The sequence below is a fragment of the Algibacter sp. TI.3.09 genome, assembly GCF_038154905.1.
Taxonomy (GTDB): domain Bacteria; phylum Bacteroidota; class Bacteroidia; order Flavobacteriales; family Flavobacteriaceae; genus Algibacter.
Genome location: NZ_JBAKAN010000007.1, coordinates 48,664 through 74,338 on the forward strand (window position 1 = coordinate 48,664; position 25,675 = coordinate 74,338).

The following is a 25,675-nucleotide window of genomic DNA, read 5'->3' on the forward strand; positions in this document are numbered from 1 at the left end:
TGTTCTGTAAAATTATAGTTTATAATTCGTTTTTATTATTAATATTAAAATATTAGATAATTAAACTTAAATATTTGAAATAATAGTTTAAAATAACTATTTTGAGCTTTGATGTTTTAATAGGAAGAAAAAAAATCTAGTATGGACGATATTGATAGACGAATTTTGATGCAACTTCAAGAAAATTCGAAGCAAAATACTAAAGAAATAGCGAGTAAAGTAGGGTTGAGTGTAACACCAACTTACGAGCGAATTAAAAAGTTAGAACAACAAGAGGTTGTGAAATCTTATGTGGCTTTGTTGGATAGAACTAAAATAGGGAAAACGCTTATTGCATTCTGCCAAGTGACCTTATTGAAGCATCAAAAAGCTTTGGCCGATAATTTTAATAATTCAATGCTTTTACTGCCTGAAATTATGGAATGCCATCGGGTTTCTGGAAATTACGATTACTTGTTAAAAGTTGTAGTAGGCGATATTACCGAGTTTCATGAGTTTATTAATGAAAAATTATCTACAGTAGAAGGGATTTCTACAATACATAGTTCGTTTTTACTGAATTCAGTAAAAGATAATACGGCTTATAACTTATAGTTATAGTTTTTGATTATGATTGTTTGTGATGTTGATAATATTTGTTTATTTTAAGATAAGTTTTATCATTCTAAACCGGTAGTAAATATTAGTTTACTCAATTATCTTTGAGGTATGAAAATTGAGGAAATTACTTTATTCACTAACCAAATTGAAAAACAAAAGCTGTTTTATCAAGAGGTTATGGACTTCGATTTAGTTTTTAATTCCGAAGAAAAAGTAACCTTTAAAACTGGTAAAAGTCTTTTGAGTTTTGAATATAAAGAGACGGTGAATTCGGCACATTTTGCCTTCAATATTCCATCGAACAAAATTGATGAGGCTTTATTATGGTTGCAAAAACGTGTTGCTATTTTACCAGATGGTGAAAACCTGATTTCTAATTTTGAAAGTTGGAATGCAAAAGCTATTTATTTCTATGATGCCGATAATAATATTGTAGAGTTTATAGCAAGAAAGGATTTAAATCAAAATTCTGTAGAGCAATTTTCAGCAAAAGAAATTATTTCAATAAGTGAAATTGCTATGGTTACTACAAATATTTCTCCCTTGTATGAAGCGATTTCTAGAATAAAGCCTATTTCTATTTTCGATGGAAATATTAATCGGTTTTGTGCTTTAGGTAATCATGATGGTTTGTTTATTTTAATAGATAAAACTGTTAAAACTTGGCATCCAACAGGTGAACCTGTGCATACGGCAGATTTTATGATTAATGGCGATTACAACTTTAAGTATATAGCCGGAGAAGTCTTATCAACTTAAAGAAATATTGTAAATTAGAGGTTTAAAAAAATATAATAATTAATAAGAATATCCTCGTGTATTGAGGTTAAATATAAAGACATGAAATTAGTAATATCACCAGCAAAATCGTTGGATCTGGAAACGGAATTACCAACAAAAACATATACAGAAGGGGCGTTTTTAAAACAAGCAGACCACTTAAATAAAGTGCTTAAAAAGAAATCTGCAAAAAACTTATCTGAGCTTATGAGTATCTCTGCAACGCTTGGGCAGTTAAACTACGAGCGTAACCAAGATTGGGAATTACCTTTTACCGCAGAAAATGCACGACCAGCCGTATACGCTTTTAATGGCGATGTCTATCGTGGTTTAGATGCTTATAATTTACCAGAAGAAAAAGTAACAACTATGCAAAACACGGTGCGTATACTTTCTGGATTATATGGTGTTTTAAAACCGCTAGACTTAATACAACCTTATCGTTTAGAAATGGGAACTAAATTGCCTGTTGCAAGTCATAAAAATCTTTACGAATTTTGGAAAAAAGATATTGTAAAAGCTTTAAATGAAGAGCTGGAAGATGATGAATTATTTTTGAATTTAGCGAGTAATGAGTATTTTAAGGCTATCGATAAAAAGGCTTTAAAAGTACCTGTGGTTACGGCTAATTTTAAAGAATTTAAAAATGGAGCTTATAAAATTATTTCTTTTTACGCTAAGGAAGCTCGTGGTCTTATGGCGCGTTATGTTATAGATACCAACGCACAAACCGTAGACGATTTAAAAGGGTTTAATTATGGTGGTTACGGTTTTAGTGAAGAGCTATCCAAAGACAACGATTTAATTTTTACTAGGTAAAAGGTCGGTTCGTTAAGCTTTACAAAATTTAGAAACACTAAATTTGAAGACTAAACCTTATGATAAAAATATAAATGTATTACTATCTTATTGTCGCATTTCAGGTGTATTGTATATATCACATGTACAAAAAAGGAAACTCGTTTTATTGGGTGTTTCTTATCTTTTTTGTGCCTTTAATTGGCTGTGTTATCTATTTAATTACACAAGTTTATAATAAGCGTGATGCCGAGAAAATAACAAGTGAAATAACACATATTATAAACCCAACTAAGAAAATTAAAGATTTAGAAAAGCAGTTGGCATTTTTAGAATCTTATCAAAATCGAGTAAATCTGGCCGATGCTTATTTGGCTAATAAAGATTTTAACAATGCGATGCCTCATTATTTAAAGGCTTTGCAAGATGGTTTTGAAAATGATTTTTATGTGAATAGTAAATTGGTTGAAACTTATTTTTTAGCTGAAGATTATAACAAAGCTATTTTTTATGCAGATAAAATTAAAGATAAGTTAGAGTACAAGAAATCTAAAACACGGTTTATTTGTGGTTTAGCACATGAAAAACTAGGCGACTTTGAAGTTGCTGAGCATAATTTACGAGAAATAGATATTCGTTATTCTTTTTATAATGAACGCTTAATTCTAGCCGAATTTTTAATAGGTAGAAATAAAAAGGAAGACGCTAAAAGTATTTTAGAAGATATTAAAAACGAATCGCAACACATGACGCGAACCAACCAAAAGTTGTATCGCGGTACAGTTGCTCAAGTTGATAAAATACTAGCACAACTCGATTAAAGTTATTTAACTTTTGCTTTTTTTGAGATGTCTATTTGAGTTTCAATAGATGGTTTCTTTTTTATGCGCGGTCTGCGTGCTCCAAAAGTTCCTCTGTTTATTTTACCTCGTTTTGTTTTTTTATCTCCTCTACCCATGTAATTTTATATTTTTTGTTATTGAAATAATATACTGAATTTTAGTTGAAAAATCAAGTAAAACGTGTTTAAACATCGGCATCCATACCAACCTTTTATTAATGAAGATACTACAAAGCTGATAGTGGGCACATTACCGCCACCGCGATTCTCAACAGGAGATCTTTTGGAGAAAGATGTAGACTTCTGTTATGGTAGTTATTACAATTCGCTTTGGTTGTACATTAATAAAATACATAATTTAGGTTTGCGTTTCGATAACTCGGAAGCGGCTATTGAAGAACGAAAGCAATTTTTGATTGCTCATAAAATAGGCGTTTGTGATATTGTAGATTGTTGCGAACGCGACAAGATTGATGCATCGGATTTGGGTATGAAAAACATAGTTTTGCGCGATGTTGTTGGTTATTTAAAAAAGTTCCCGAATATTGATACACTTTTGTTTACTGGCGGAAATAGTAAAAACGGACCCGAATATTTTTTCAGGAAACACATAAGAGATTATGGTTTGAAATTAGAATTAATTTCTAATGAAGTTCCTAGAATTCATAAATTTGAAATGTCTAGTGATCATATTAAAGGTAAGCGTATAGTTAAAACAGTATCCTTAACGTCGTCTTCTGGTTCTGCTAATCGTGCTATTGGGAGTATGGCTTTATACAAACAGTTAAAGCAGAGTGATTCGAATTTTAATACTTTTGATTTTCGAGTGATGCAGTATCGCGAGTTTTTTTAATTTGAATGAAATTTTTAAAAGAAGTTTATTTTATAAATGACTGAAAATAGTACAGAACATAAACATTTTGCCATTTACAAACCTTACGGTTTTTTGAGTCAGTTTTACAGTAATTCTACTCAACAGAAACGTAAACGGTTTTTAGGAGAGTTGGATGATTTTCCTGAAGGCATTATGGCTATTGGTCGTTTGGATGAAAAATCGGAAGGTTTATTGTTGTTAACTACCGATGGTAAAATGAGCGATTTTGTGAATAGTCAAAAAGTTGAAAAGGAATATTATGCGCAAGTTGATGGCGATATTACAGAGGAAGCTGTTGCGAAATTACGTGCTGGTGTAGAAATTGGTTTTGATGGTAAAAAGTACCAAACCAAACCTTGTAAGGCTTTTAAATTAGATACTATTCCAGATGTGCCGGTTGCGCAACAGAAGATAAGGGATGATAGACATGGCCCAACCACTTGGGTATCTATTACATTAAACGAGGGAAAGTTTAGACAGGTTAGAAAAATGACTTCGGCTGTTGGATTTCCTACGTTACGATTGGTACGTGTTCGCGTAGGAAACCTTGGTATAAATGCTATGCAAGCTGGCGATGTTATAGAACATAGCACATTTGCCCTGCGTTAGGGATTGATGCGGCATCCTTTTTTGTGCTAGCCTTAAGCTACATTGAATAAACAATTGTTCTGTTTTGCCAATATATTGTTTAGAAGTTCTACACTTTTTAGCACAAATAAAGATATAGCGGAAAGCCCGACCCTTGGGTAACGCCCAAAAATAATTACAGTTCTAACTTTTTTAATTCGGTGTAGTTTCTATTTAGACGTTTTAATAATAGACCGTAAATGAGCTTGTAAAACAACCATATTCCGAAAATAAATAGACTTGTAAATAATATTAAAAGGGCTATTATTGGTAGCATTTTTGAGCTTCCGGATGCAGCGAGTTTATTGGATATATCTGGGTCGTTATGTATGGCGTAATAGAAGCCAACTATGATGGATGTGCCAGCCATAATGAGGTTGTATAGCACGTAGTACTTTATTACTTTTCGCGTTCTGATAATGCTTTCCATTAGTTTTTTTGCACTATCGGTTACCGAAATGGATTTATACGATTTGTAGAGCAAATAGATAAACAGACCAATAATGGCATAACCAAAAATGGTTATTGCAACTATTACGGCATCGTTTTGATAAATGGCTTCTAACTTGGCGTTGTATTCGGCAGAGCAAAAATAGGGAATGGTGTTTATGATAATCCAAAATACGAGTTCGGCTATGCTTATGTAAAAAAGAGTCTTTACAATAGAAGACGATTTTTTATGTAACATCGGGTAAATATCATTTACCGTTAGTTTTTTTTGGTCAGGTTTGGTGGCGTTCCAATCCTTTTTTAAGATATCTAATTCATCCATAGGGTTACGGATTTAGTATAGTTTTAAGTTTTGTTTTTATTCTGTTCATTTTCACTCTGGCATTCACTTCACTTATTCCTAATGTGGTACTTATTTCTCTATAGTCTTTGTCTTCTAAATACAAGAAAACTAACGCTTTTTCAATGTCGTTAAGCTGGTGTACAGCTTTGTAAAGCACTTTTAATTGTTGTTCTTCGGTATCGTCGTAATCTTCGGCTTTTATTTTAAATGCTACACCTTCAAAATCTTGCGTGTTAATGGTGCGTTTAGATTTTCGGTATAAGGTGATAGCCGTGTTTAAAGCCACGCGGTACATCCATGTACTAAATTTTGCATCGCCTCGAAATTTGGGGTACGCCCGCCATAACTGGATGGTTATTTCCTGAAATAAATCGTTATGGGCATCATAATTATTGGTGTACAAACGACAAATTTTGTGCGCAATATTCTGATGCTTTTCTAGCAATTCTACAAAACTATGTTCTAGTTCTTTGTTCAAAGTTGTGGGTTAGTTATTTTATAAGTAGTTTGAAATTTAAATTTGTTACAGAAAATTTAAAATATTTTTTATCAATTAATATTTTGTGACTGTAATGTGTTGGTGGTTATAGTTTTGTTGCGATTTTTTATTAGCCGAAATATAATGTTTTAAAATAAAAACGGCTGTCTAAAATATGTTTTAGACAGCCGTTAAGGTTTGTTTTATGTGTTTTGTTTAATTTACCGAAATAAGGGTAACATCAAAAATTAATACAGAACCTGCAGGGATACCGTTATAATTAAAACTTCCGTAACCTAGGTGAGAAGGTATTAATAGTATGCCGCTGCCGCCTTCGTTAAAATAAGTGATGCCTTCTGTCCAACCAGGAATTACTTGGTTTAGGTTGAAAGAAATCCCGTCTTCATCGCTAGAATCGAAAACAGTTCCGTTTGTAAAATAGCCTTTGTAAGCTACGGTTACATTGTCTGATGATGTTGGTTGCACCCCTGTACCTTGATTGTCTATAACGTAGTAAAGACCAGAATCGGTTTTTTGTGCTGATAGTTCGTTTGCTTCAATGTAAGCTAAAATTTCAGCATCATTTTCTTCAGTGTAATCTTTGAAGGTGTTATTGCTAGTGTCATCGTTTCCACAAGATGTAAAAAGAATTAAAGCAAATGCAATTAAGAATGTGTTTTTCATTTTTCTGATTTTTTTTTAGTAGCAAATATAACGAGAATTATATTGTGTTTTAAAACGAAATTATAAGCGGTTTTAGTGCTGTATGTTAAAAATAAAAAGCCACTTTGTTTTCACAAAGTGGCTTTTAGTATTGTTATGTTTCCGCGAAAGCGAAAAATAATATAGCTTACTTAATCATTTCGTAGCTACGTTTAATAAAGTTTGTTAATTCTTCACCTTTTAATAAACCTTGAGAAAGGCGCGCTAAATCTAAACTTTGCGTAATTAAACGCTCTTGAGTTTCTTTAACTTCGGTTGCTAAAATATCGCTAACTAAATCTGAGTTTGTGTTAACAATAAGGTTGTACATTTCTGGCATGTTACCAAACATTTGCATACCTCCGCCACCTGTAGCTTGCATTTCTTTCATTCTACGCATAAATTCTGGTTGCGTAATAGTGAATGGAGATTCGCTACTATCCATAGATTCTAATTGAACTGTGAATTTTTCTGCAGGGATAACTTCTTTTAATAAAGTATCTAAAACTTTAGTTTGTTCTTCATCTAATTTAGAAATTGTTGTTTCATCTTTCTTAATTAAATTGCTAACATGGTCACCATCAACACGAGCAAAAGTGATGTTTTCTTTGCTGCTTTCTAGTTTTTGAATTAAGTGAGATACAATTGGAGAATCTAACAATAAAACCTCGTAACCTTTAGCTTTTGCAGATTCGATATAGCTGTGTTGTGCATCCTTATTAGAAGCATAAAGTATAACTAATTTACCGTCTTTATCAGTTTGGTTTGCTTTAATTTTATTGAATAACTCCTCGTAAGTATAGTGTGCACCATCTACGGTTGGGTATAATGCAAAGGCATCTGCTTTTTCGAAGAACTTATCTTCAGAAAGCATTCCGTATTCAATAACAAGTTTAATATCGCTCCATTTAGCTTCAAAATCTTCACGGTTTGAATTGAATAAAGATTTTAATTTATCGGCTACTTTTCTAGTAATGTAAGACGAAATCTTTTTTACAGCACCATCGGCTTGTAAGTAAGAACGTGATACGTTTAAAGGAATATCTGGAGAATCGATAACACCGCGTAACATAGTCAAAAATTCTGGTACAATACCTTCTACGTTATCTGTAACGTAAACTTGGTTTTGATACAATTGAATTTTATCCTTTTGTATTTGCATATCGTTCGACATTTTCGGGAAGTATAAAATTCCTGTTAAGTTGAACGGATAATCTACATTTAGGTGAATGTTGAATAAAGGATCTTCAAATTGAGATGGATATAATTCACTGTAGAAACTCTTGTAATCTTCTTCTTCTAAATCAGCTGGTTGTTTTGTCCAGGCAGGAGTAGGGTTGTTTATAATGTTATCAACCGTAATTTTTTTGTGAGGCTCGGTAGTTTCTTTACCGTCTTCATCTTTAGTGGTTGCAGGAGTAAACTCTGGATCGTTTATTTCATTAGTTCCAAATTTAATTGGCACAGGCATAAACTTGTTATACTTAGAAAGTAATTCAGAAATTCTGTTTTCTTCTAAAAATTCTGTAGAATCTTCTGCAATATGAAGAATAATTTCTGTTCCACGATCTGTTTTATCAGCAGCTTCTAGAGTAAATTCTGGAGAACCATCGCAAGTCCAATGTGCAGCAGGATCTTCCTCTCTGTGAGATTTTGTGATAATTTCAACTTTTTCGGCTACCATAAAAGCAGAGTAAAACCCTAAACCAAAATGACCAATAATTCCAGAATCTTTAGCAGAATCTTTATATTTATCTAAAAACTCTTCAGCTCCAGAAAAAGCAACTTGGTTAATATATTTTTCAACCTCGTCTGCACTCATACCTAAACCTTGATCGATAATATGAAGTTTTTTTCCTTCTTTATCAATTTTCACTTCAATTTTAGGGTTACCGTATTCAGCCTTAGATTCGCCAATACTCGTTAAGTGTTTTAATTTTAAAGTGGCGTCGGTACCGTTACTAATAAGCTCACGTAGAAAAATTTCGTGATCGCTATATAAGAATTTTTTAATAAGCGGAAAGATATTCTCTACCGATACATTAATACTTCCTTTTGTCATGATATATAATTTATTTTTTCCCTTGAAGAAGAGAAACAGATTAATTTAAATTTTTAACTTCTGTTCTCTAATAGTCAACAAAAATGCCAATTGAAAAAATATGACAAAGTGACACGCTTTCGAGGGAATTTCATAATTCGTAATTTCTAAGTGTCAAAAAAGACTCCTTTTAAATTATTACAAAAAAATAAATTTGAAATTTGAGGAATTAACAGACTTATTGTATTTTGCCTTTCTAATCTGCCAATAACATGTACAACTCAAAAATAATAGGTTTAGGAAAATACCTTCCTGAAAACGTGGTGACAAACGACGATTTGTCAAAAATAATGGAGACCAATGATGCTTGGATTCAGGAACGAACCGGTATAAAAGAACGCCGTTGGATAAAAGATGGCACCGAAGATACCTCGGCTGTTATGGGAGCAAAAGCTGCAAAAATTGCCATAGAACGTTCTGGTCTTACCAAAGACGATATCGATTTTATAGTGTTTGCAACCCTAAGTCCAGATTATTACTTTCCTGGTTGTGGCGTACAAATACAAGATATGCTAGATATGCCAACCATTGGCGCGCTAGATGTGCGTAACCAATGTTCTGGTTTTGTTTATGCTATTTCTGTAGCCGATCAATTTATAAAAACCGGTATGTACAAAAACATACTAGTTATAGGAGCCGAATATCACAGTAACGGACTCGATAAAACAACACGAGGCCGGAGCGTAAGTGTTATTTTTGGAGACGGAGCAGGAGCCTGCGTATTATCTCGCGAAGAAGATAACAACAAAGGAATTCTATCTACACACCTGCATAGCCAAGGTAAATATGCTGATAAGCTTATTGTAGAATCACCAAGTATTGGGCATTGGGTTCCGGAGTTAAAAGAAGCCGGAGACGATGATACCTCGTATTTCCCATACATGGATGGTCAATTTGTTTTTAAAAATGCCGTAGTGCGTTTCAGTGAGGTAATCATGGAAGGTTTGGCGAAAAACAATATGCAAAAAGAAGATATCGATATGTTAATTCCGCATCAAGCCAATTTGCGTATCGCGCAGTTTATTCAGAAAAAATTTGGATTAAACGACGATCAGGTCTTTAATAATATTGAAAAATACGGAAACACAACAGCCGCATCTGTAATTATTGCCCTAACCGAAGCATGGGAAGAAGGTAAAATAAAAGAAGGCGATAATGTTGTTTTAGCTGCTTTCGGTAGTGGATTTACATGGGCAAGTGCCATCATAAAATGGTAAAAGCCAGTAGAATTTAAATATTTGGGCGTTTCCCTTCGGGTCAGGCTTTACATTACAAGTCCTCGCATCCCGATTTCATCAGGGATGCTGTGGGCTTTTCATTGCAATCCTTAACGCATTATCCGCTAGGATGGGGGTTTATGTTAAGTTGATATGATCTTATATCTTAGTTGTAAAACATTTGACAAAACCGACAAACTCACGAAATTTAGATTGAATTATTTTGCGCTTAATTTAACTTGATTTATAGATTATATTAACATTTTTAAAAGCTAATTATTATATGTTTGACCTGAACAATTAATCTTATTTTATGAAAAAAAATTATTTAATAATTGCAATGCTTTTTTCTGTTTTTGTTGTTAATGCACAAGATGACAACTCTAAAATTGAAAAAAGAAATGAATTAAAAACAAACGTATTATTACCTCTGACTGGAGCTTTTGAAGTTACTTATGAAAGAATTTTAAATGAAAAATCATCATTAGGTATTTCTGCTTTTACAGTATTCAATAACGAAAAATCACACGATGATTTAAATTACTCTATTTCACCATATTATAGAAGATATTTTGGAAAGAAGTTTGCCTCTGGATTCTTTGCAGAAGGATTTGGAATGTTAAGTTCAATCGACGGAAAAAAAATATATGACATAAATGATAATTCAATATTTACTGAAGGTTCTGATGTTATTGATTTTTCTATTGGTTTAGGTTTAGGTGGAAAATGGGTTACAAAAAGCGGATTTATCTTTGAAGTCAATGCAGGTTATGGAAAACTCTTGTTTAATGCAGGTAAGACTGACCATACAATTGTTGCTAAATTTGGATTTCATTTAGGCTATAGGTTTTAAAGTAACAACGGAATAAAAACGTTTTACAACACCGTATATAATTTATTGCTGGCTTCTTGTTTACTTGCGAAAGTCCTCGCGGACTTTTTGGGTCGGTAATTATTTACTAAATTAGTTGCTTGAAACACGCAACAAACCATATACAACAACGTTGGCAGTAATTAAACAAAATGGAAAAATTAAAGAACTGTATTTTAAGTCAAGTGGTCGTTGAGAAAAACTCAATGGATAATATTCTTGCAGTTTTTGAACCATTACAAATAACTAAAGGAGAGTTCTTTCTCAAATCAGGAAAAATCTGTCGACAAATGGCATTTATTGAATCTGGATATATGAGAATGTATGACATTGTAGATGGTAAAGAAATAACCTTATGGATTGGTAGTGAAGGTAAATTTATAACTTCACTTTCAAGCTTTGTTTTTGAGACTAGTAATAATTGGAATATTCAAGCAATTACAGACTGTAAAGTTTATATCATCAATCGAGAAAATCATTTTAGACTTAATAAAACAGAACCTAAATGGTTGGAATTTGACAACATATTATTAGCAAACTCTTTTGCTTTATTAGAAAAAAGTATGTTCTCTCAATTGCATACAACAGCAAAACAACGTTATGATAAATTAATTATTGAAGAGCCCGAGCTTTTTAAAAATATTCCTCTACAATATATAGCTTCCATGTTAGGAATTACACCAGAGTCATTAAGTAGATTAAGAAAAATGAATTAACTATCATTTGTCAAGAGGAATTAAAGCTTGTTTACAGAAATTTGCTTAAATAAAACTTTAGACAAATGAACAAGTTACAAAAAGCTTTAAAAATCAATGCTTTATTCTCAAGCATATCAGGTATAATAATGATTTTATTAAATCAACCAATTGCAAAATTATTTGGAACTAGTAATAGTACTGTTTTTTGGATAGTTGGATTGATACTGGTTTACTTTGCAATTACTATCTGGTATGAAATAAATAAACAAAGAAAACTAGCTGTAATTTGGATTATTATTCAAGACTATACTTGGGTTGTAGGAAGTTTAATTTTGGTGATATTTAATCCTTTTAAAATTACATTAACAGGAAATTTAATAATTGGAATAATAGCTTTAATTGTTTTGTATATGGGAATAAATCAAACGATTGGATTGAAAAAACGATAGCCGAAAAGTTGCAGAGTTAGTAGTTCTAGATCTCCTGCTCATAATCGCTATAAAAACGAAAAACCCAAAGCATTAAAGTTTTGGGTTTTTCTAGCTATTAATCAACTTCCACTAACACATAAGTGAAGAATCTTAATAACTAAGACGTAGAAAAGTCATTTATATTTCATGAGCGTCTAAAATTTAACAAATTTTAACGTATTGACTATAAGTAACTAAAGCTCGAGCGTAAACTCGAGCTTTTTATTAAATAACAACCAAATTGTTACGGTTTTTGTAATGTGAAGACGACTAACTCTAAATAATTATATTCGTATTTGGTTGTATATCTGTAATATAACGAATTCTATTTAGTTTTATTTTACAAAATTGTATTTTTTTTCGAATAAAATAATGAGGCTTTAAGTTAGTTAAGTATATTTTTATCTTTTCATATTAGTAAACTTAATGAGACTGTAAGAATAGCACTTGTTTTATTGAACGAAAGGAAGTTTTGATAACAACGTCTAAATACATATAAAAACAAACAGAAATGAGTAAAAAAACATTAGTAATAGGTGCATCATTAAAATCATCTAGATATTCCAATATGGCTATCAATAAATTGGTAAGACATAAACACGAAGTAGTAGCTATTGGTTTAAGGGAAGGAACAGTGGCAGGTGTTAATATTGATACGGAATTAGTACCATATGCATTTATAGATACCGTAACGCTATATTTAAACCCTAGCCGACAAGAGTCATATTTTAATTATATACTTAGCTTAAACCCGAAGCGTGTTATTTTTAATCCAGGTACAGAGAATCCTGAATTTTATAAACTTTTAGAGCAAAATAACATTGATGTTGAGGTTGCTTGTACCTTGGTGCTCTTGTCTATTAAGCAATACTAAGCTTCGCTTTTTTTAGAGATAAGGAATAGTCCAATAAAAGTTAATAAGCCATTTATTATTAAAAGCTCGTAGCCAATAATATAACCGCCAATATTTTCGGCAGGAATGTTTCCTATAATAAAAGATAGTGCTAGGGCTGCTAGTGCAACAACCCAAACCAGTTTATCTTTAATAATTCGTTTGGTGAAAATTCCAAAAGCGAATAAACCTAAAAGTGGCCCATAAGTATAGCCAGCAACTTTTAGCAAGTTGTCTATAACGTTGCTGTCTAGTACGTATTTAAAAATCACAATAACTATTACAAGCAAAACGCTCATTAATATATGTATGCGTTTTCTTAAGCTTTTTTGCGTGTTTACTTCTCGTTTTTCAATACCTAAAAAATCTACACAAAACGATGTGGTTAGTGAGGTTAATGCCGAATCGGCACTACTATAAGCAGCAGCAATTAAACCTAGTAAAAAGAAAATAGCTAAGCTTATACTCAATCCGCCATTAAGTGCTATTTCAGGAAAAAGTAAATCTGTTTTTACTTTACCATCTAGCATAGGTGTGGCAATGTTGTGTTTTTCGGCATAAATAAATAATAGTGCGCCAAGTAAAAGGAAAACAAAATTTACTACAATTAATACTGAAGCAAAAGACAGCATGTTCTTTTGGGCGTCTTTAAGGGTTTTGCAACTCAGGTTTTTTTGCATCATATCTTGGTCTAAACCAGTCATGCAAATAGCGATAAACATACCTCCTAAAAACGATTTTATAAAGTGGTTTTTAGCCAAAATAGAATCGGTAAACATAATTTTGTTGTACTTCGTTAATTCTTCCGAAGCTAAAAAATCTGCAAAACTCCAATTCAACTCATCTGTAATGAGGTATACAGCTACTACTAGCGCAGTAAGCATAAAAAGCGTTTGTAAGGTATCTGTCCATATAATGGTTTTTATACCGCCTTTAAAGGTGTACAGCCAAATAAGTAATATGGAAATACTTACTGTTACAACAAACGGAATTCCGTAAGCATCAAAAACAAATTTCTGTAGTACAATAGCAATTAGATATAATCGGAAAGCAGCTCCTAAAACACGAGAAATAAAGAAGAAAAAGGCGCCTGTTTTATAACTCACGGTTCCAAATCTACTTTCTAAATATTGATAAATGGAAATAACATTGAGTCTATAGTAAATGGGCATTAGTACAAATGCGATTACCAAGTAACCAACGAGATAACCAAAAACGACTTGCATATAACTAAATTGCGAACCCGCAACCCAACCAGGAACCGAAATAAAAGTAACTCCAGAGAGCGATGCGCCAATCATTCCAAAGGCTACTAAGTACCAAGGAGCCGATTTGTTAGCTTTAAAAAAGGCATCGTTGCTGTCTTCTTTTCCTGTAAAATAAGAGATTAAAATTAATACGCCAAAGTAAGCAGCGATTAGTAAAAGTATTTGTGTAGCCGTCATTTAAAATTAAATTTCAAGTTTCAAAATACGAATATTAAACATCAAAAAACAAGTGCAAAAGATGTTATTTAAAAGTGTGCGTGAAAATTAGCGAAATTCCGTGCTAAATAGTAAATTCGCAGCCATGGAATTTTCTTCGAAATTATTAGAACGTGCTGTAAATGAGATGTCTCAATTGCCAGGTATTGGTAAGCGTACTGCATTGCGTTTAGTTTTGCATATGTTGAGGCAACCTAAGGAACAAACTATTGGTTTGGCCGAAGCATTAAAGACGATGCGTAATGATATAAAATTTTGTAAGTCTTGCAATAATATTAGCGACGTAGCGTTGTGTGAAATATGTTCTAATCCTGGGCGTAACGAGGCTATGATTTGTGTGGTGGAAGATGTGAGAGATGTAATGGCTATTGAAAATACAAGTTCGTATAAAGGTTTGTATCATGTATTAGGCGGGAAAATTTCTCCAATGGATGGTATTGGACCTCACGATTTAAATATAGAGTCTTTGGTTAATAAGGTGAAAGAAGGTAAAGCTAAAGAACTTATTTTTGCATTAAGCTCTACCATGGAAGGTGATACTACAAACTTTTATATTTATAAGCAAATCCAGGATTACGATGTGTTTACATCTACTATTGCAAGAGGTATTTCGGTTGGCGACGAATTAGAGTATGCCGATGAAATTACACTTGGCCGTAGTATTGTAAATAGAATACCATTTGAATCATCCTTAAAACTATAAACCTTAGTACTTGAAGCTCTCAATAGTTATTTTAAATTATAATGTGCGTTACTTTTTAGAGCTAGCTTTAAAAAGTGTAGAAGCAGCAATTTCTGGTATTGATGCCGAAATAATTGTGGTTGACAATGACTCTAGTGATACAAGTTGTCAAATGGTGAAAACCATATTCCCTAAGGTTAAACTTATAGAGAATAAAGAGAATTTTGGTTTTTCAAAAGGAAATAATATTGGTGTCGCCACCGCTCAAGGCGAATATATTTGCATTTTAAATCCAGATACTGTTGTTGCAGAAGATACTTTTGTGAAGCTTCTAAAGTTTGCAGAAACTAAATCTAAGCTAGGTATTGTTGGTTGTAGATTAATGAATGGGAGTGGTACATTTTTACCAGAAAGCAAACGAAATATTCCAACGGTAAAAGTTTCATTAAAAAAGATATTAGGTAACTCTCAAGATTATTATGCTAATCATTTATCTCAAGAAGATCAAGGAGAGGTTAATATATTGGTAGGTGCTTTTATGCTGATCAAAAAAAGTGTTTATAAGGCTGTTGGTGGTTTTGATGAAGATTACTTTATGTACGGTGAAGATATAGATTTGTCATACAAAGTACTAACGGCTGGGTATAAGAATTACTATTATGGCGAAACTACAGTGGTTCATTTTAAAGGTGAAAGCACTTTAAAAGATCGCAACTATGCGCGCCGATTCTTTGGTGCTATGCAAATTTTTTACGAAAAGCATTTTAAGCAAAACCTTGTATTCGACATGGTTGTTTGGTTGGGTATTAAATTGGCTTTTATTTTTAGAAAAAGAAATAAAAAAACATATAAAGCTATTTCAGAATATGTGTTTGTTTCAAATGTCATGAATAAAGCCTTGGAAGCTAAATTACCTATAAAGTTAAGTTTGGAAGATCAATTATCTTCAATTGAACATAATGCTGAGGTGATTTTCGATGCGAACACAATGACATATAAAGATATTATTGAATTTATTAAAACCTCTGATAAAGAGTTAACTTATAAAATATTACCAAACCAATCTAATTTTATTTTGGGTAGTAATGACGGATTTAGTCAGGGAGAAGTTATAATTTTATAATAGTATTATGAGATTTATTTAAGGAATTTGCTGATTTTTCATTAATTTTGCAGTCTAAATTTAAAAAACAAGTATTTTATTATTAATATGGCAAAGTTTGAACTAAAGTTACCTAAAATGGGAGAAAGCGTTGCTGAGGCAACAATTACCTCTTGGTTAAAAGAAGTTGGAGATACTATCGAATTAGACGAGGCAGTTCTTGAAATTGCTACCGATAAGGTGGATAGCGAAGTCCCGAGTGAATTTGAAGGTGTTTTAGTAGAAAAGTTTTTCAATGTTGATGATGTTGTTCAGGTAGGTGAGGTTTTAGCAATAATTGAAACTGATGGTGATGTTGAAGGTGCTAGTGATACTGCAACCGCTTCTACGAAAGTAGAAGATACAGAGCAACAAGCTGCCGAACAAATAGAGCAAACTATAAGTATAGCTAAAGAAACTGTAGCTCCAATCGTTTCTAACGAAACGCGTTTTTATTCGCCACTAGTTAAAAATATAGCAAAAGCAGAAGGAATCTCTCAAGAAGATTTGGACGCTATTGTTGGTACGGGTAAAGATAACCGAGTTACAAAAACAGATATATTAAATTATATTGATAATAGAGGTGCAACTCCGGTTGTTAATAATATTAAAACAGAAACTCCTGTTGCTGCAAAGTCGGAAACTGTAAAACCAAAAGAAGCTGCTAAACCAGTTATCTCTAGTGGTGAAGATGAAATTATTGAAATGACCAGAATGGGCAAATTAGTTGCGCACCATATGCAAGCGTCAATTCAAACTTCTGCACATGTACAAAGTTTTATAGAAGCCGATGTTACTAATGTTTGGAATTGGAGAAAGAAAGTTAAAGATGGCTTTATGAAACGTGAGGGTGAAAACTTAACGTTTACACCTATTTTTATGGAAGCTATTGCAAAAGCACTTCGTGATTACCCAATGATGAATATTTCATTACAAGGTGATACTATAATAAAGAAGAAAAATATAAATCTTGGTATGGCAGCTGCTTTACCAGATGGAAACCTAATTGTACCAGTTATTAAAAATGCCGATCAGCTTAATTTAGTTGGCATGACAAAACAGGTAAACGACTTAGCTAATAGAGCACGATTAAACCAACTTAAACCTGACGATGTGCAGGGCGGAACTTATACCGTTACTAATGTTGGAACCTTTGGTAGTATTATGGGAACACCTATAATTAACCAGCCACAAGTTGGTATATTAGCCTTAGGAGCTATTAGAAAAGTACCTGCAGTTATCGAAACTCCTGAAGGTGATTTTATTGGTATTCGTTATAAAATGTTTTTATCTCACTCTTACGATCATCGTGTTGTTAATGGCGCTTTGGGAGGTATGTTTGTAAAAGCTGTTAGCGATTACTTAGAAGCTTGGGATATAAATAGAGAAATATAAGTGTCTACTTGTTGTAGTTGTTTATAGTATCTATAAGCGCGGTTTTTGTAGTAATATTGGTGTAGATAGACTCCTTTATTTTAAGTAGAAAAACCGCGTTTTTAATATTGTAATCTGCTTGGCCAGCTTTCTTTAAGAGTTTTTCTAATTTTTGCTGATCTTCTTTAATGTTTTTGGTTTTAAACGCTATTTGGTAAGCATTAAATAAACTTTTGGCTTCGTTACATAACTCGCAATTTTCAGATTCAAAAATGGTGATGTCTTCGGTTTTTAAAGCCTCGTCTATATTTATTTGGATATCATCAAAATCTTTACGGAAATTTAAGCTTTGGCTAATTTTATTTACAATAAACTGCTCTTTATAGTCACCAGGCTTATCACTAAGTTTTATAAGTGTAATTAAGTGAGTTTCGCTGTTGGCAGAAATAACTTGTAGTACGGGCCTATTGCTGCTTCTTCTGTAATCTTCGGTTTCTATGCGTAAAAAAACGGAATAGCTTACAGAGTCGTTGTTTTTAGCAAAAAACTCTAAACGCTTACCGTTTTGTTTTTTAACAAGTTCTACGTTTTCATTCTTTGTTTGCTGAGCAAAACTGAGGCAAGAAATAAAAAGTAATACAATAAAAGAATATGCTGTTTTGTGATTTCTATTCATAGTATGAACAAATTTAAACAAATTTTAAAAGTATATTTGTAAAAATATTTAATTAAAAATGAAGTTAAACCTTACAAAACCCATTTGTTTTTTCGATTTAGAAACTACAGGGATTAATATATCTAAAGACCGCGTAGTCGAAATTTCTATTCTAAAAGTTTACCCTAATGGGAATAAGGAAAGTAGAACTTGGTTAGTGAATCCGGAAATGACCATACCACAAGAGGTTATTGAAATTCATGGTATTAGTAATGAAAAGGTTGCTAATGAGCCAACCTTTAAAGAGTTGGCCAAGGATATTTATGGTATGATTAAAGATTCGGATTTAGGAGGATTTAATTCTAATAGATTTGATATCCCTTTATTAGCTGAAGAACTGTTGCGTGCCGATATCGATTTCGATATGAAAAGTAGCCTGGCTGTAGATGTGCAAACTATTTTTCATAAAATGGAACAACGTACTTTAAGCGCTGCTTACAAGTTTTATTGTAATGAAGATTTGGAAGGTGCACATAGTGCCGAAGCAGATACTAATGCGACTTACGAAATTTTAAAAGCACAATTAGATCGATATGACGAGTTAGAAAACAGTACTAAGTTTTTAGCTGAATTTAGCTCTAGAAATAAATTTGCCGATTTTGCAGGTTTTATAAACTATAATAAAGATGGTGTAGAGTGTTTTTCTTTCGGAAAGCATAAAGGAAAATTAGTAACCGATGTTTTAGAGCAGGAGCCAGGTTATTTTGGTTGGTTGTTAAATGCCGATTTTCCGTTGTACACTAAAAAAGTGCTTACCGGAATTAAGTTACGTAGTTTAAATACGAAGCTTTAAAAAAGGAAGGTACTAGAAGTTGGAGTTTAGAAGAGAGACTGAAGTTTATATTGTGAAAAGGTAGAATTGGAAATAATATTTAGGTAATCGAGGGGGTACTTTTGAATACTTTATTAAGAATCTTGCTCACGGAAAACTGTGACTTAAAATTGAATTACTGAATACCGCGTTAGGGATTGCAGAGAAAAGCCCACAGCCCGACAAAGGAGGTGTGAGGACTTGTAACGTAAAGCCCGACCCGCTAGGGTAACGCCCAAATTAAAATTTATTAAGCATGAAACTTATTTGCATAGGCCGTAATTACACTGAACATATTGAGGAGTTGAATAATGAAAAGCCAACAGATCCGGTGGTGTTTTTAAAACCAGACACGGCAATTTTATTAAAAAAACAGCCATTTTTTATTCCTGATTTTTCTGATGATGTACATTATGAGGTTGAGGTTTTGGTTAAAATAAACCGTGTAGGGAAGCATATTGATAGAAAATTTGCACACAAGTATTACCAAGAAATTGGATTGGGTATAGATTTTACAGCACGCGATTTACAAGCAAAATTAAAAGCGAAAGGCTTGCCTTGGGAGAAAGCAAAAAGTTTTGATGGTGCGGCTGTTATTGGTGATTGGATTCCGGTTGAAGAGGTTGAAAACGTAGATGACATAAATTTTTCTTTAAAAAAGAACGATTTTATTGTACAAAATGGAAATACGAGCCTTATGTTGTGGAAAATTGATGAATTAATAGAATATGTGTCTAAATATTTTACTTTAAAGATAGGAGATATTATATTTACGGGAACGCCTGCTGGTGTAGGAAAAGTGAATGCAAACGACAAACTAAAAGGATTTATAGAAAATAAAGAATTATTTTCAATAACAGTTAAATAAATGGAACAACACTACAAGTTATTTAGAGTAAGAGAGCTGGCAGACAACGACGAAAGTTTTATTGCGGCGCTTGCCGAAGCATTTTTGGAAGAAGTACCAGAAGATGCAGAACGCTTAAAAAAAGCGGTTGCCGATAAAAATTATCAAGAAGCTTATCAGGCAGCACATAAAATGAAACCAACAATTGATTTATTTGAATTAGGTGTACTAGATACCTTAATTGAAGTGCAAGATTGGGGGAAATTCACTAAAAAAGAACTGGATGTTACCGGGCAGCTTAATACCGTGATTACTGCTGTAGATAGTGCCGTAGCTGAAATTAAGGCAGATTTTAATTTATAGCTTATGTTAGCAGAAATTATTACCATTGGAGATGAGCTACTTATTGGGCAAGTAATAGATACTAATTCTGCTTATATTGGCAAGCAACTTAATAAAATTGGAGTTTCGGTGTACCAAATTACATCTATTCAAGATGATAAGACCCATATTCTTCAGGCCTTTAAAGATGCTGAAAGCCGCGTAGATGTTATAATAATTACCGGTGGTTTAGGGCCAACAAAAGACGATATTACCAAAAAAACAATTGCCGAGTATTTTAATGATACTTTAATTAGAGATGATTCGGTAGAGAAAAACATACAAGACCTTTGGCATAAATACGTGCGCCAAACATTATTACAAGTTAATTTAGATCAGGCGTTAGTGCCATCTAAAGCTACAGTTTTAATGAATACTTTGGGTACAGCGCCCGGTATGTGGATGGAGAGAAATAACAAAGTTTTTGTTTCGTTACCTGGTGTACCTTTTGAAATGGAAGGCTTAATAGACCGCGAAGTGGTACCACGCGTTAGAGATAAATTTGATTGTCCTTATATTTTACATCGTACCCTTTTAATTTTTGGTTTAGGTGAAAGCACTTTAGCTGCCAGAATTGAAGATTGGGAAGATGCACTGCCTCCTGAAATTAAATTAGCATACTTACCAAGTTTAGGGAATATGCGCTTACGATTATCATCTAAAGGTTTTGATAAGAGTAAAGTAATAAGTGAGGTGCAGAAACAAATTGATACCCTTATTCCTTTAATTAAAGAGGAATTTGTAGGTTTTGAGGAGGATGATGCTTCGATTGAAGCTATAATTGGAAAACAACTTACCAAAATAGGTAAAACTGTAGCTACAGCAGAAAGTTGTACAGGAGGTAAGATTGCCGAACGTTTTACGGCAAATTCTGGTGCTTCGGCATATTTTAAAGGAAGTGTAGTGAGCTATGCAACCGAATCTAAAATTAATATTTTAGGTGTTTCAAAAGAGGCTATAGACACCGATTCTGTGGTGAGTGCAAAAGTAGCAGAATCTATGGCGAAACAAGTTTTAGAATTGTTTGACACGGATTTTGCAATTGCTACAACGGGTAATGCAGGACCAACAAAAGGAGATTCTGATGTTGAGGTTGGAACAGTTTTTATTGCAATCGCGACAAAAACCGGAGTTTATTCAGAAAAATTTATGTTAGGTGATTTGAGATTAAAAGTAATAAATAAAGGGGCTAACAAGGCTTTTGAAATGTTATTGAAAGAAATTTTTAAAAATTGATAAAAAATTGATTGTCATACCGTAAAGATTTTATATATTTGCACCTCGATTTTAAGCAACAAAATTAAAGTTATATAGAATGTCAAGAGTTTGTGAACTTACAGGAAAGAAGGCGATGGTTGGAAACAACGTGTCTCATGCATTAAACAGAACTAAACGCAAATTCAATGCGAATTTAGTAAAGAAACGTTTTTACCTTCCAGAAGAAGACAGCTGGATAACTTTAAAGGTTTCAACATCTGCTTTAAAAACAATTAATAAAATAGGTATTTCTGCAGCAATTAAAGATGCAAAATCTAAAGGATTTTTAACGAAGTAATTCGCTGTATTAAAAATATAAAGAAATGGCAAAAAGAGGCAATAGAATACAGGTAATTTTAGAATGTACAGAGCATAAAGAATCTGGTCAAGCGGGAACTTCTCGTTACATTACTACTAAGAATAAAAAGAACACGCCAGATAGAATGGAGATTAAGAAATTTAATCCAATTCTTAAGCGTATGACAGTTCATAAAGAAATTAAATAATTAGGAATTTTATTTATAAAATTTCAAATACCTTAAAAATATATAGGTCATGGCAAAGAAATCCGTAGCATCATTACAAACAGGATCTAAAAGATTAACAAAAGCAATAAAAATGGTAAAGTCTCCTAAAACTGGAGCTTACATGTTTGTTGAATCTATTATGAATCCAGAACAAGTAAGTGACTTTTTAGCTAAAAAGTAATTTACAGTGTTATACAATATTAAAAGCTGCTTTCGTTTTCGAAAGCAGCTTTTTTATTTTTATATTTGAATATGTTAATTTAACTGACACATTAGCAGTAAAAAAATGTGGTAAGGATTTTGACAAGAGTAATTAGGAACGTTCTACAAAAAAGACATTTATGTAAAAGTAACTTTGTTTAATTTATGATAACGAACCTAACAATTAAAGTAGAAATATAAAGAGCATAACCACTCTATAACTAACAACTAACAAGAAAATGAGCTTTTTTAAAAAAATATTTTCGTCGGATAAAAAGGAAACCCTTGATAAAGGATTAGAAAAAACTAAATCTAGTTTTTTTGGAAAACTAAGTAAAGCGGTAGCCGGAAAATCTAAAGTAGACGACGAGGTTTTAGATAACCTTGAAGAAGTTCTTGTGTCTAGTGATGTTGGTGTAAATACCACGCTTAAAGTTATAGAGCGTATTGAAGAACGCGTTGCAAAGGACAAATACCTTGGTACTGATGAGCTTAATAAAATACTTCGAGAAGAAATTGCTGCCTTATTAAGCGAAACAAATTCTGGAGAAGATACAGATTATACCATACCTACTTTACCAAAACAAGAGAATGGTAAAAAAACACCTTATGTGCTAATGGTCGTTGGTGTTAATGGTGTTGGTAAAACAACCACTATTGGTAAGTTGGCTTATCAATTTAAAAAACAAGGTCTAAATGTGGTTTTAGGTGCAGCAGATACTTTCCGTGCGGCAGCTATAGATCAATTACAAGTTTGGGCAGATCGTGTAGATGTACCAATGATTCGTCAGGAAATGGGTAGTGATCCTGCTTCTGTAGCGTTCGACGCATTAAAGTCTGGTGTTAATCAAGATGCCGATGTTATTATTATTGATACAGCGGGACGTTTACACAACAAAATAAACTTAATGAATGAGCTTACCAAGGTAAAGCGTGTGATGCAAAAAGTTGTTGTAGATGCTCCTCACGATGTTCTTTTGGTTTTAGATGGCTCTACAGGGCAAAATGCTTTTGAGCAAGCTAAGCAGTTTACTGCGGCTACAGAGGTTACGTCTTTAGCAGTTACCAAACTAGATGGTACAGCAAAAGGTGGTGTTGTTATTGGTATTTCCGATCAATTTAAAATTCCTGTAAAATATATCGGTGTTGGTGAAGGTATCGAAGATTTACAAGTGTTTAATAAATTTGAATTTGTAGATTCATTTTTTAAATAGAAATTATCTTTTTAATGTAAAGTGTCCGGTGTAACTTTTGCTATTGGAACGTGTCACTACAAACCAATAATCTGAAGTTGGCATGTTTTTTCCGTTATAACTGCCATCCCATGATGTGTTTTTATCTAAGGTTTTAAGTAGTTTTCCATATCTATCGTATATTTTGATATCTAAGGTCTCTTCTGTTTCAGAGTACTTAATAGACCACGTGTCATGAAATCCATCTCCATTTGGTGTAAAATATTTCGGAGCGTTTAATATGTAAACGTTTTCTGTAATAGTACCACAACCATTTTTATCTTTTACATAAACAGTGTATTTCCCAATTGTTAGTCTTGTAAATACATTTTCATCTTGGTAGGTTGTGTCGTTTAGAGAGAACTCATAATCTCCAATACTTTGGTTAGATAGATTAACGGTTATTGAATTATTAGTATCGGTCCAATCTTCAATTTTAATATTCTGAATAACCGCTTCGTTAGATAGCACAACTTCGAAATTTTTAGTGGTAGAGCAGGTGTAGGTAGCATAATCTTTAGTTACTGTTATGGAGTAACTGCCAATATTTGAAGTTAGAATATTTATGGTTTGTGTTGTTTCTCCGGTAGACCATAGGTAACTATTAAAACCATTTCCTGCATCTACCGTTATTTCATTATCACCTTCACACATACCTATAAAGTCCGGAATATCAATTATTGGTGTCGCTTGTAATGAGACGGATATTTCCGCTATTTGATAACAATGATCAGTGGAATCAATTCGAGCGTAAATTATAGGGTTATCTATAGACCAATTATAACTAGTTGGTTCTGTAATATGTTCATCTTCATAATAGTTTTCTGCTCCCGATTGAGATGTGAAGAAATTGAAATTACAATCACTACAGTTGGTTAATAGAGATTCGTAAATTGTAAAATCAATAACTTCTTCATCATCATTTAAATTATCACAGATCACAATTGAGATGTTATTTATGGTGAGTGTGGGCGATACTATGGTTGCTAATACCGCAAATCTATCATCACTTTCACAACCATTAATAGTTTCTTTTGCGGCGTAGTAAGTAACTCCGTTATTTAAACTTGTTTCATCTGGTAAAATATTTCCTCCTATTTGGGCATCATACCAAATGGCAGTTGCGCTAACTTCAATATTCGCTATAGTTGGGTTTTGTGTAGTGCAAAATAACTGTTCCGCTTCACCGGTTAGGGCCTCTGGAGTTGTAATAATTTCCACTTCAAAATTATCTGAAGCAATTCTACAAAAAGCAGAATTGATATTACTACCGTTGGCAACAGTTAATCTATATAGAAATGTTCCGGGGGTGTTCGTGTCGGAAAACAGATAGTTTGGAGTGGTTTCGCTTGTAATATCTAGCCAAGTATCACCATTATCATCAGAAAGTTGCCATTGATATCGTGGATTGGTATATCCGGAAGAAACATCTGCTTGAAAAGTATAGTTTACATTTTCGTTTTGGCAAATAGATAAAGCGGTTGCAGCGTTATTATCAATAGAATTAATTATAGTCGGGCCGCAAGGTCTAAAACTTATGTCATCTAATGCGATATCGTTACCAGGATGTGCGCTAGGGGCAGAATTTAAAATACTAATAACAACTTCCGCATCAGCTCCCGATGTAAAAAAGAAGCCATATTGTAACCACGTTGGTGAAGACGCTTGGTTAATATCTCCTGTGCTATAAAACCCTAAAACATTACCGGAAGTGTCACTAATTCTAAAGGTTACATTCGGGCTATATTGATCGGTAAGTCCTGCGTTGGGGTTCAATAAATTTATTAACCATGCTGAAAATTCATAAGTAGTATTCGGGCAAAGTCCTGAAACTGTTTTAGTGTAAAACACACCTTCATTTGCTATTACGGCACTGTTAATTACCATCATATATCCATTTGAGTTCCCAGTGTGGTCGTTAGTTACATGCCAGGCATTGGCTTTTAATCCGCTGGAAGAATTTACGATGGTGTATTCGCCTTCATCTAGCTCACCACTTGCTCTATAAGTAAAGGCTGTAATGGCCGAACCTAATGCGCTTCCTCTATTTGAGCCCGATCCGAAGTCGATTTCTACAATAGGGTCGCCTAAGCTACCTTCACATAATTGCGCGTGGGATTGGATGTAAATACAGAATATTGTAAGTAGAGAGAATAAATGTTTCTTTTGCAAAGTCTTTTCTTTAAACGAGTTTTTCAGCAGGAAGTATTAATAACAAAGTTTTACTAATACTTTACTTTTTAATACGTTGATTTAGTAATAACGTTTAGATGTGTTTTAG

The 25,675-nt window shown here is 32.9% G+C and carries 30 protein-coding genes; 22 read left to right on the forward strand and 8 right to left on the reverse strand.

Annotated elements, in window-relative coordinates:
- Positions 1-141 precede the first annotated feature (141 nt).
- The 4 genes from V6246_RS16795 (at position 142) to V6246_RS16810 (ending at position 2,999) form a co-directional block, all read left to right on the forward strand.
- A complete protein-coding gene (locus V6246_RS16795) occupies positions 142-594 on the forward strand; it encodes an Lrp/AsnC family transcriptional regulator (protein WP_159019443.1) in 453 nt (150 codons plus the stop codon).
- Between the two features lie 114 nt (positions 595-708).
- Positions 709-1,359: a VOC family protein gene (locus tag V6246_RS16800; protein WP_341561640.1), complete on the forward strand. Its 651-nt coding sequence runs from the start codon at positions 709-711 to the stop codon at positions 1,357-1,359.
- An 81-nt stretch (positions 1,360-1,440) separates the two neighbouring features.
- Positions 1,441-2,199 carry a peroxide stress protein YaaA gene (gene yaaA / locus V6246_RS16805; protein WP_341561641.1) on the forward strand — a complete coding sequence of 253 codons (759 nt, stop codon included), beginning with the start codon at positions 1,441-1,443 and terminating at the stop codon, positions 2,197-2,199.
- A gap of 122 nt (positions 2,200-2,321) precedes the next feature.
- Positions 2,322-2,999, forward strand: coding sequence for a hypothetical protein (locus tag V6246_RS16810; RefSeq protein ID WP_341561642.1), 678 nt, complete (start codon positions 2,322-2,324; stop codon positions 2,997-2,999).
- Between the two features lie 2 nt (positions 3,000-3,001).
- Here V6246_RS16810 and V6246_RS16815 read toward each other — a convergent pair whose 3' ends face one another.
- Positions 3,002-3,136 carry a 30S ribosomal protein THX gene (locus tag V6246_RS16815; protein ID WP_074940106.1) on the reverse strand — a complete coding sequence of 45 codons (135 nt, stop codon included), beginning with the start codon at positions 3,134-3,136 and terminating at the stop codon, positions 3,002-3,004.
- A gap of 64 nt (positions 3,137-3,200) precedes the next feature.
- Here V6246_RS16815 and V6246_RS16820 point away from each other — a divergent pair, with 64 nt between their 5' ends.
- Positions 3,201-3,872: a uracil-DNA glycosylase family protein gene (locus tag V6246_RS16820; RefSeq protein ID WP_341561643.1), complete on the forward strand. Its 672-nt coding sequence runs from the start codon at positions 3,201-3,203 to the stop codon at positions 3,870-3,872.
- 36 nt (positions 3,873-3,908) lie between these two features.
- Positions 3,909-4,502 carry a pseudouridine synthase gene (locus V6246_RS16825; protein ID WP_159019449.1) on the forward strand — a complete coding sequence of 198 codons (594 nt, stop codon included), beginning with the start codon at positions 3,909-3,911 and terminating at the stop codon, positions 4,500-4,502.
- 154 nt (positions 4,503-4,656) lie between these two features.
- Here the strand turns inward: V6246_RS16825 and V6246_RS16830 are convergent, their stop codons facing one another.
- From V6246_RS16830 to htpG, 4 genes are all read right to left on the reverse strand, one after another.
- Entirely contained in the window at positions 4,657-5,292 is a 636-nt protein-coding gene (locus V6246_RS16830; RefSeq protein WP_341561644.1) for a hypothetical protein, read from the reverse strand.
- A 4-nt stretch (positions 5,293-5,296) separates the two neighbouring features.
- Positions 5,297-5,791 (reverse strand): RNA polymerase sigma factor, encoded by a 495-nt coding sequence (locus tag V6246_RS16835; RefSeq protein ID WP_042506320.1) that lies wholly within the window; start codon positions 5,789-5,791, stop codon positions 5,297-5,299.
- Positions 5,792-6,007: 216 nt separating this feature from the next.
- Positions 6,008-6,475 carry an FKBP-type peptidyl-prolyl cis-trans isomerase gene (locus tag V6246_RS16840; protein ID WP_341561645.1) on the reverse strand — a complete coding sequence of 156 codons (468 nt, stop codon included), beginning with the start codon at positions 6,473-6,475 and terminating at the stop codon, positions 6,008-6,010.
- Positions 6,476-6,641: 166 nt separating this feature from the next.
- On the reverse strand, positions 6,642-8,555 hold the full coding sequence (gene htpG, locus V6246_RS16845) for a molecular chaperone HtpG (RefSeq protein WP_341561646.1): 1,914 nt from the start codon (positions 8,553-8,555) through the stop codon (positions 6,642-6,644).
- A 251-nt stretch (positions 8,556-8,806) separates the two neighbouring features.
- Here htpG and V6246_RS16850 point away from each other — a divergent pair, with 251 nt between their 5' ends.
- The 5 genes from V6246_RS16850 (at position 8,807) to V6246_RS16870 (ending at position 12,724) form a co-directional block, all read left to right on the forward strand.
- A complete protein-coding gene (locus V6246_RS16850) occupies positions 8,807-9,811 on the forward strand; it encodes a 3-oxoacyl-ACP synthase III family protein (protein ID WP_042506324.1) in 1,005 nt (334 codons plus the stop codon).
- 313 nt (positions 9,812-10,124) lie between these two features.
- Positions 10,125-10,664 (forward strand): DUF3575 domain-containing protein, encoded by a 540-nt coding sequence (locus tag V6246_RS16855; RefSeq protein WP_341561647.1) that lies wholly within the window; start codon positions 10,125-10,127, stop codon positions 10,662-10,664.
- A 170-nt stretch (positions 10,665-10,834) separates the two neighbouring features.
- Positions 10,835-11,398, forward strand: a complete 564-nt coding sequence (locus V6246_RS16860; RefSeq protein WP_341561648.1) for a Crp/Fnr family transcriptional regulator — start codon at positions 10,835-10,837, stop codon at positions 11,396-11,398.
- A 65-nt stretch (positions 11,399-11,463) separates the two neighbouring features.
- Positions 11,464-11,829, forward strand: coding sequence for a hypothetical protein (locus V6246_RS16865; protein WP_074940146.1), 366 nt, complete (start codon positions 11,464-11,466; stop codon positions 11,827-11,829).
- Between the two features lie 532 nt (positions 11,830-12,361).
- Positions 12,362-12,724, forward strand: coding sequence for a CoA-binding protein (locus V6246_RS16870; protein WP_341561649.1), 363 nt, complete (start codon positions 12,362-12,364; stop codon positions 12,722-12,724).
- Here the strand turns inward: V6246_RS16870 and V6246_RS16875 are convergent.
- Complete coding sequence (locus tag V6246_RS16875) at positions 12,721-14,187, reverse strand: sodium:solute symporter (RefSeq protein WP_341561650.1); 1,467 nt, start codon at positions 14,185-14,187, stop codon at positions 12,721-12,723. The genes V6246_RS16870 and V6246_RS16875 overlap by 4 nt on opposite strands.
- Before the next feature lie 124 nt (positions 14,188-14,311).
- Here V6246_RS16875 and recR point away from each other — a divergent pair, with 124 nt between their 5' ends.
- The 3 genes from recR to V6246_RS16890 all read left to right on the forward strand — a co-directional run bounded on the left by recR (position 14,312) and on the right by V6246_RS16890 (position 17,444).
- Complete coding sequence (gene recR, locus V6246_RS16880) at positions 14,312-14,929, forward strand: recombination mediator RecR (protein WP_042500083.1); 618 nt, start codon at positions 14,312-14,314, stop codon at positions 14,927-14,929.
- 10 nt (positions 14,930-14,939) lie between these two features.
- Positions 14,940-16,031, forward strand: a complete 1,092-nt coding sequence (locus tag V6246_RS16885; RefSeq protein WP_341561651.1) for a glycosyltransferase family 2 protein — start codon at positions 14,940-14,942, stop codon at positions 16,029-16,031.
- Positions 16,032-16,118: 87 nt separating this feature from the next.
- On the forward strand, positions 16,119-17,444 hold the full coding sequence (locus V6246_RS16890) for a dihydrolipoamide acetyltransferase family protein (protein ID WP_341561652.1): 1,326 nt from the start codon (positions 16,119-16,121) through the stop codon (positions 17,442-17,444).
- A 4-nt stretch (positions 17,445-17,448) separates the two neighbouring features.
- On the opposite strand, the gene V6246_RS16895 is transcribed toward V6246_RS16890, so the two are convergent.
- Complete coding sequence (locus tag V6246_RS16895) at positions 17,449-18,099, reverse strand: glutaredoxin domain-containing protein (protein ID WP_341561653.1); 651 nt, start codon at positions 18,097-18,099, stop codon at positions 17,449-17,451.
- A gap of 58 nt (positions 18,100-18,157) precedes the next feature.
- Here V6246_RS16895 and V6246_RS16900 point away from each other — a divergent pair, with 58 nt between their 5' ends.
- From V6246_RS16900 to ftsY, 8 genes are all read left to right on the forward strand, one after another.
- Positions 18,158-18,931 (forward strand): 3'-5' exonuclease, encoded by a 774-nt coding sequence (locus V6246_RS16900; protein ID WP_341561654.1) that lies wholly within the window; start codon positions 18,158-18,160, stop codon positions 18,929-18,931.
- Positions 18,932-19,205: 274 nt separating this feature from the next.
- Entirely contained in the window at positions 19,206-19,817 is a 612-nt protein-coding gene (locus tag V6246_RS16905) for a fumarylacetoacetate hydrolase family protein (RefSeq protein ID WP_042500013.1), read from the forward strand.
- A complete protein-coding gene (locus tag V6246_RS16910; protein ID WP_042506336.1) occupies positions 19,818-20,159 on the forward strand; it encodes an Hpt domain-containing protein in 342 nt (113 codons plus the stop codon).
- A 3-nt stretch (positions 20,160-20,162) separates the two neighbouring features.
- Positions 20,163-21,413 (forward strand): CinA family nicotinamide mononucleotide deamidase-related protein, encoded by a 1,251-nt coding sequence (locus V6246_RS16915; RefSeq protein ID WP_042506337.1) that lies wholly within the window; start codon positions 20,163-20,165, stop codon positions 21,411-21,413.
- 79 nt (positions 21,414-21,492) lie between these two features.
- Positions 21,493-21,732, forward strand: coding sequence for a 50S ribosomal protein L28 (rpmB, locus tag V6246_RS16920; RefSeq protein ID WP_042500017.1), 240 nt, complete (start codon positions 21,493-21,495; stop codon positions 21,730-21,732).
- 25 nt (positions 21,733-21,757) lie between these two features.
- Entirely contained in the window at positions 21,758-21,940 is a 183-nt protein-coding gene (gene rpmG / locus V6246_RS16925) for a 50S ribosomal protein L33 (RefSeq protein WP_042500020.1), read from the forward strand.
- 49 nt (positions 21,941-21,989) lie between these two features.
- Positions 21,990-22,142, forward strand: coding sequence for a DUF4295 domain-containing protein (locus tag V6246_RS16930; RefSeq protein WP_074940165.1), 153 nt, complete (start codon positions 21,990-21,992; stop codon positions 22,140-22,142).
- A 259-nt stretch (positions 22,143-22,401) separates the two neighbouring features.
- Positions 22,402-23,376, forward strand: coding sequence for a signal recognition particle-docking protein FtsY (gene ftsY / locus V6246_RS16935; RefSeq protein ID WP_341561655.1), 975 nt, complete (start codon positions 22,402-22,404; stop codon positions 23,374-23,376).
- Between the two features lie 3 nt (positions 23,377-23,379).
- Here the strand turns inward: ftsY and V6246_RS16940 are convergent, their stop codons facing one another.
- Complete coding sequence (locus V6246_RS16940) at positions 23,380-25,566, reverse strand: T9SS type B sorting domain-containing protein (protein ID WP_341561656.1); 2,187 nt, start codon at positions 25,564-25,566, stop codon at positions 23,380-23,382.
- Positions 25,567-25,675 lie beyond the last annotated feature (109 nt).

What these genes read in the sequence shown, in the direction of transcription:
- V6246_RS16905 (WP_042500013.1), top strand. Translation starts at nt 19,206, where the DNA reads ATGAAACTTATTTGCATAGGCCGTAATTACACTGAACATATTGAGGAG.
- rpmB (WP_042500017.1), top strand. Translation starts at nt 21,493, where the DNA reads ATGTCAAGAGTTTGTGAACTTACAGGAAAGAAGGCGATGGTTGGAAAC.
- V6246_RS16850 (WP_042506324.1), top strand. Translation starts at nt 8,807, where the DNA reads ATGTACAACTCAAAAATAATAGGTTTAGGAAAATACCTTCCTGAAAAC.
- V6246_RS16830 (WP_341561644.1), bottom strand. Translation starts at nt 5,292, where the DNA reads ATGGATGAATTAGATATCTTAAAAAAGGATTGGAACGCCACCAAACCT.
- V6246_RS16840 (WP_341561645.1), bottom strand. Translation starts at nt 6,475, where the DNA reads ATGAAAAACACATTCTTAATTGCATTTGCTTTAATTCTTTTTACATCT.
- V6246_RS16800 (WP_341561640.1), top strand. Translation starts at nt 709, where the DNA reads ATGAAAATTGAGGAAATTACTTTATTCACTAACCAAATTGAAAAACAA.
- V6246_RS16895 (WP_341561653.1), bottom strand. Translation starts at nt 18,099, where the DNA reads ATGAATAGAAATCACAAAACAGCATATTCTTTTATTGTATTACTTTTT.
- V6246_RS16795 (WP_159019443.1), top strand. Translation starts at nt 142, where the DNA reads ATGGACGATATTGATAGACGAATTTTGATGCAACTTCAAGAAAATTCG.
- V6246_RS16870 (WP_341561649.1), top strand. Translation starts at nt 12,362, where the DNA reads ATGAGTAAAAAAACATTAGTAATAGGTGCATCATTAAAATCATCTAGA.
- V6246_RS16930 (WP_074940165.1), top strand. Translation starts at nt 21,990, where the DNA reads ATGGCAAAGAAATCCGTAGCATCATTACAAACAGGATCTAAAAGATTA.
- htpG (WP_341561646.1), bottom strand. Translation starts at nt 8,555, where the DNA reads ATGACAAAAGGAAGTATTAATGTATCGGTAGAGAATATCTTTCCGCTT.
- V6246_RS16810 (WP_341561642.1), top strand. Translation starts at nt 2,322, where the DNA reads ATGTACAAAAAAGGAAACTCGTTTTATTGGGTGTTTCTTATCTTTTTT.
- V6246_RS16900 (WP_341561654.1), top strand. Translation starts at nt 18,158, where the DNA reads ATGAAGTTAAACCTTACAAAACCCATTTGTTTTTTCGATTTAGAAACT.
- V6246_RS16855 (WP_341561647.1), top strand. Translation starts at nt 10,125, where the DNA reads ATGAAAAAAAATTATTTAATAATTGCAATGCTTTTTTCTGTTTTTGTT.
- ftsY (WP_341561655.1), top strand. Translation starts at nt 22,402, where the DNA reads ATGAGCTTTTTTAAAAAAATATTTTCGTCGGATAAAAAGGAAACCCTT.
- V6246_RS16815 (WP_074940106.1), bottom strand. Translation starts at nt 3,136, where the DNA reads ATGGGTAGAGGAGATAAAAAAACAAAACGAGGTAAAATAAACAGAGGA.
- V6246_RS16890 (WP_341561652.1), top strand. Translation starts at nt 16,119, where the DNA reads ATGGCAAAGTTTGAACTAAAGTTACCTAAAATGGGAGAAAGCGTTGCT.
- V6246_RS16825 (WP_159019449.1), top strand. Translation starts at nt 3,909, where the DNA reads ATGACTGAAAATAGTACAGAACATAAACATTTTGCCATTTACAAACCT.
- V6246_RS16860 (WP_341561648.1), top strand. Translation starts at nt 10,835, where the DNA reads ATGGAAAAATTAAAGAACTGTATTTTAAGTCAAGTGGTCGTTGAGAAA.
- V6246_RS16865 (WP_074940146.1), top strand. Translation starts at nt 11,464, where the DNA reads ATGAACAAGTTACAAAAAGCTTTAAAAATCAATGCTTTATTCTCAAGC.
- V6246_RS16910 (WP_042506336.1), top strand. Translation starts at nt 19,818, where the DNA reads ATGGAACAACACTACAAGTTATTTAGAGTAAGAGAGCTGGCAGACAAC.
- V6246_RS16875 (WP_341561650.1), bottom strand. Translation starts at nt 14,187, where the DNA reads ATGACGGCTACACAAATACTTTTACTAATCGCTGCTTACTTTGGCGTA.
- recR (WP_042500083.1), top strand. Translation starts at nt 14,312, where the DNA reads ATGGAATTTTCTTCGAAATTATTAGAACGTGCTGTAAATGAGATGTCT.
- yaaA (WP_341561641.1), top strand. Translation starts at nt 1,441, where the DNA reads ATGAAATTAGTAATATCACCAGCAAAATCGTTGGATCTGGAAACGGAA.
- V6246_RS16915 (WP_042506337.1), top strand. Translation starts at nt 20,163, where the DNA reads ATGTTAGCAGAAATTATTACCATTGGAGATGAGCTACTTATTGGGCAA.
- rpmG (WP_042500020.1), top strand. Translation starts at nt 21,758, where the DNA reads ATGGCAAAAAGAGGCAATAGAATACAGGTAATTTTAGAATGTACAGAG.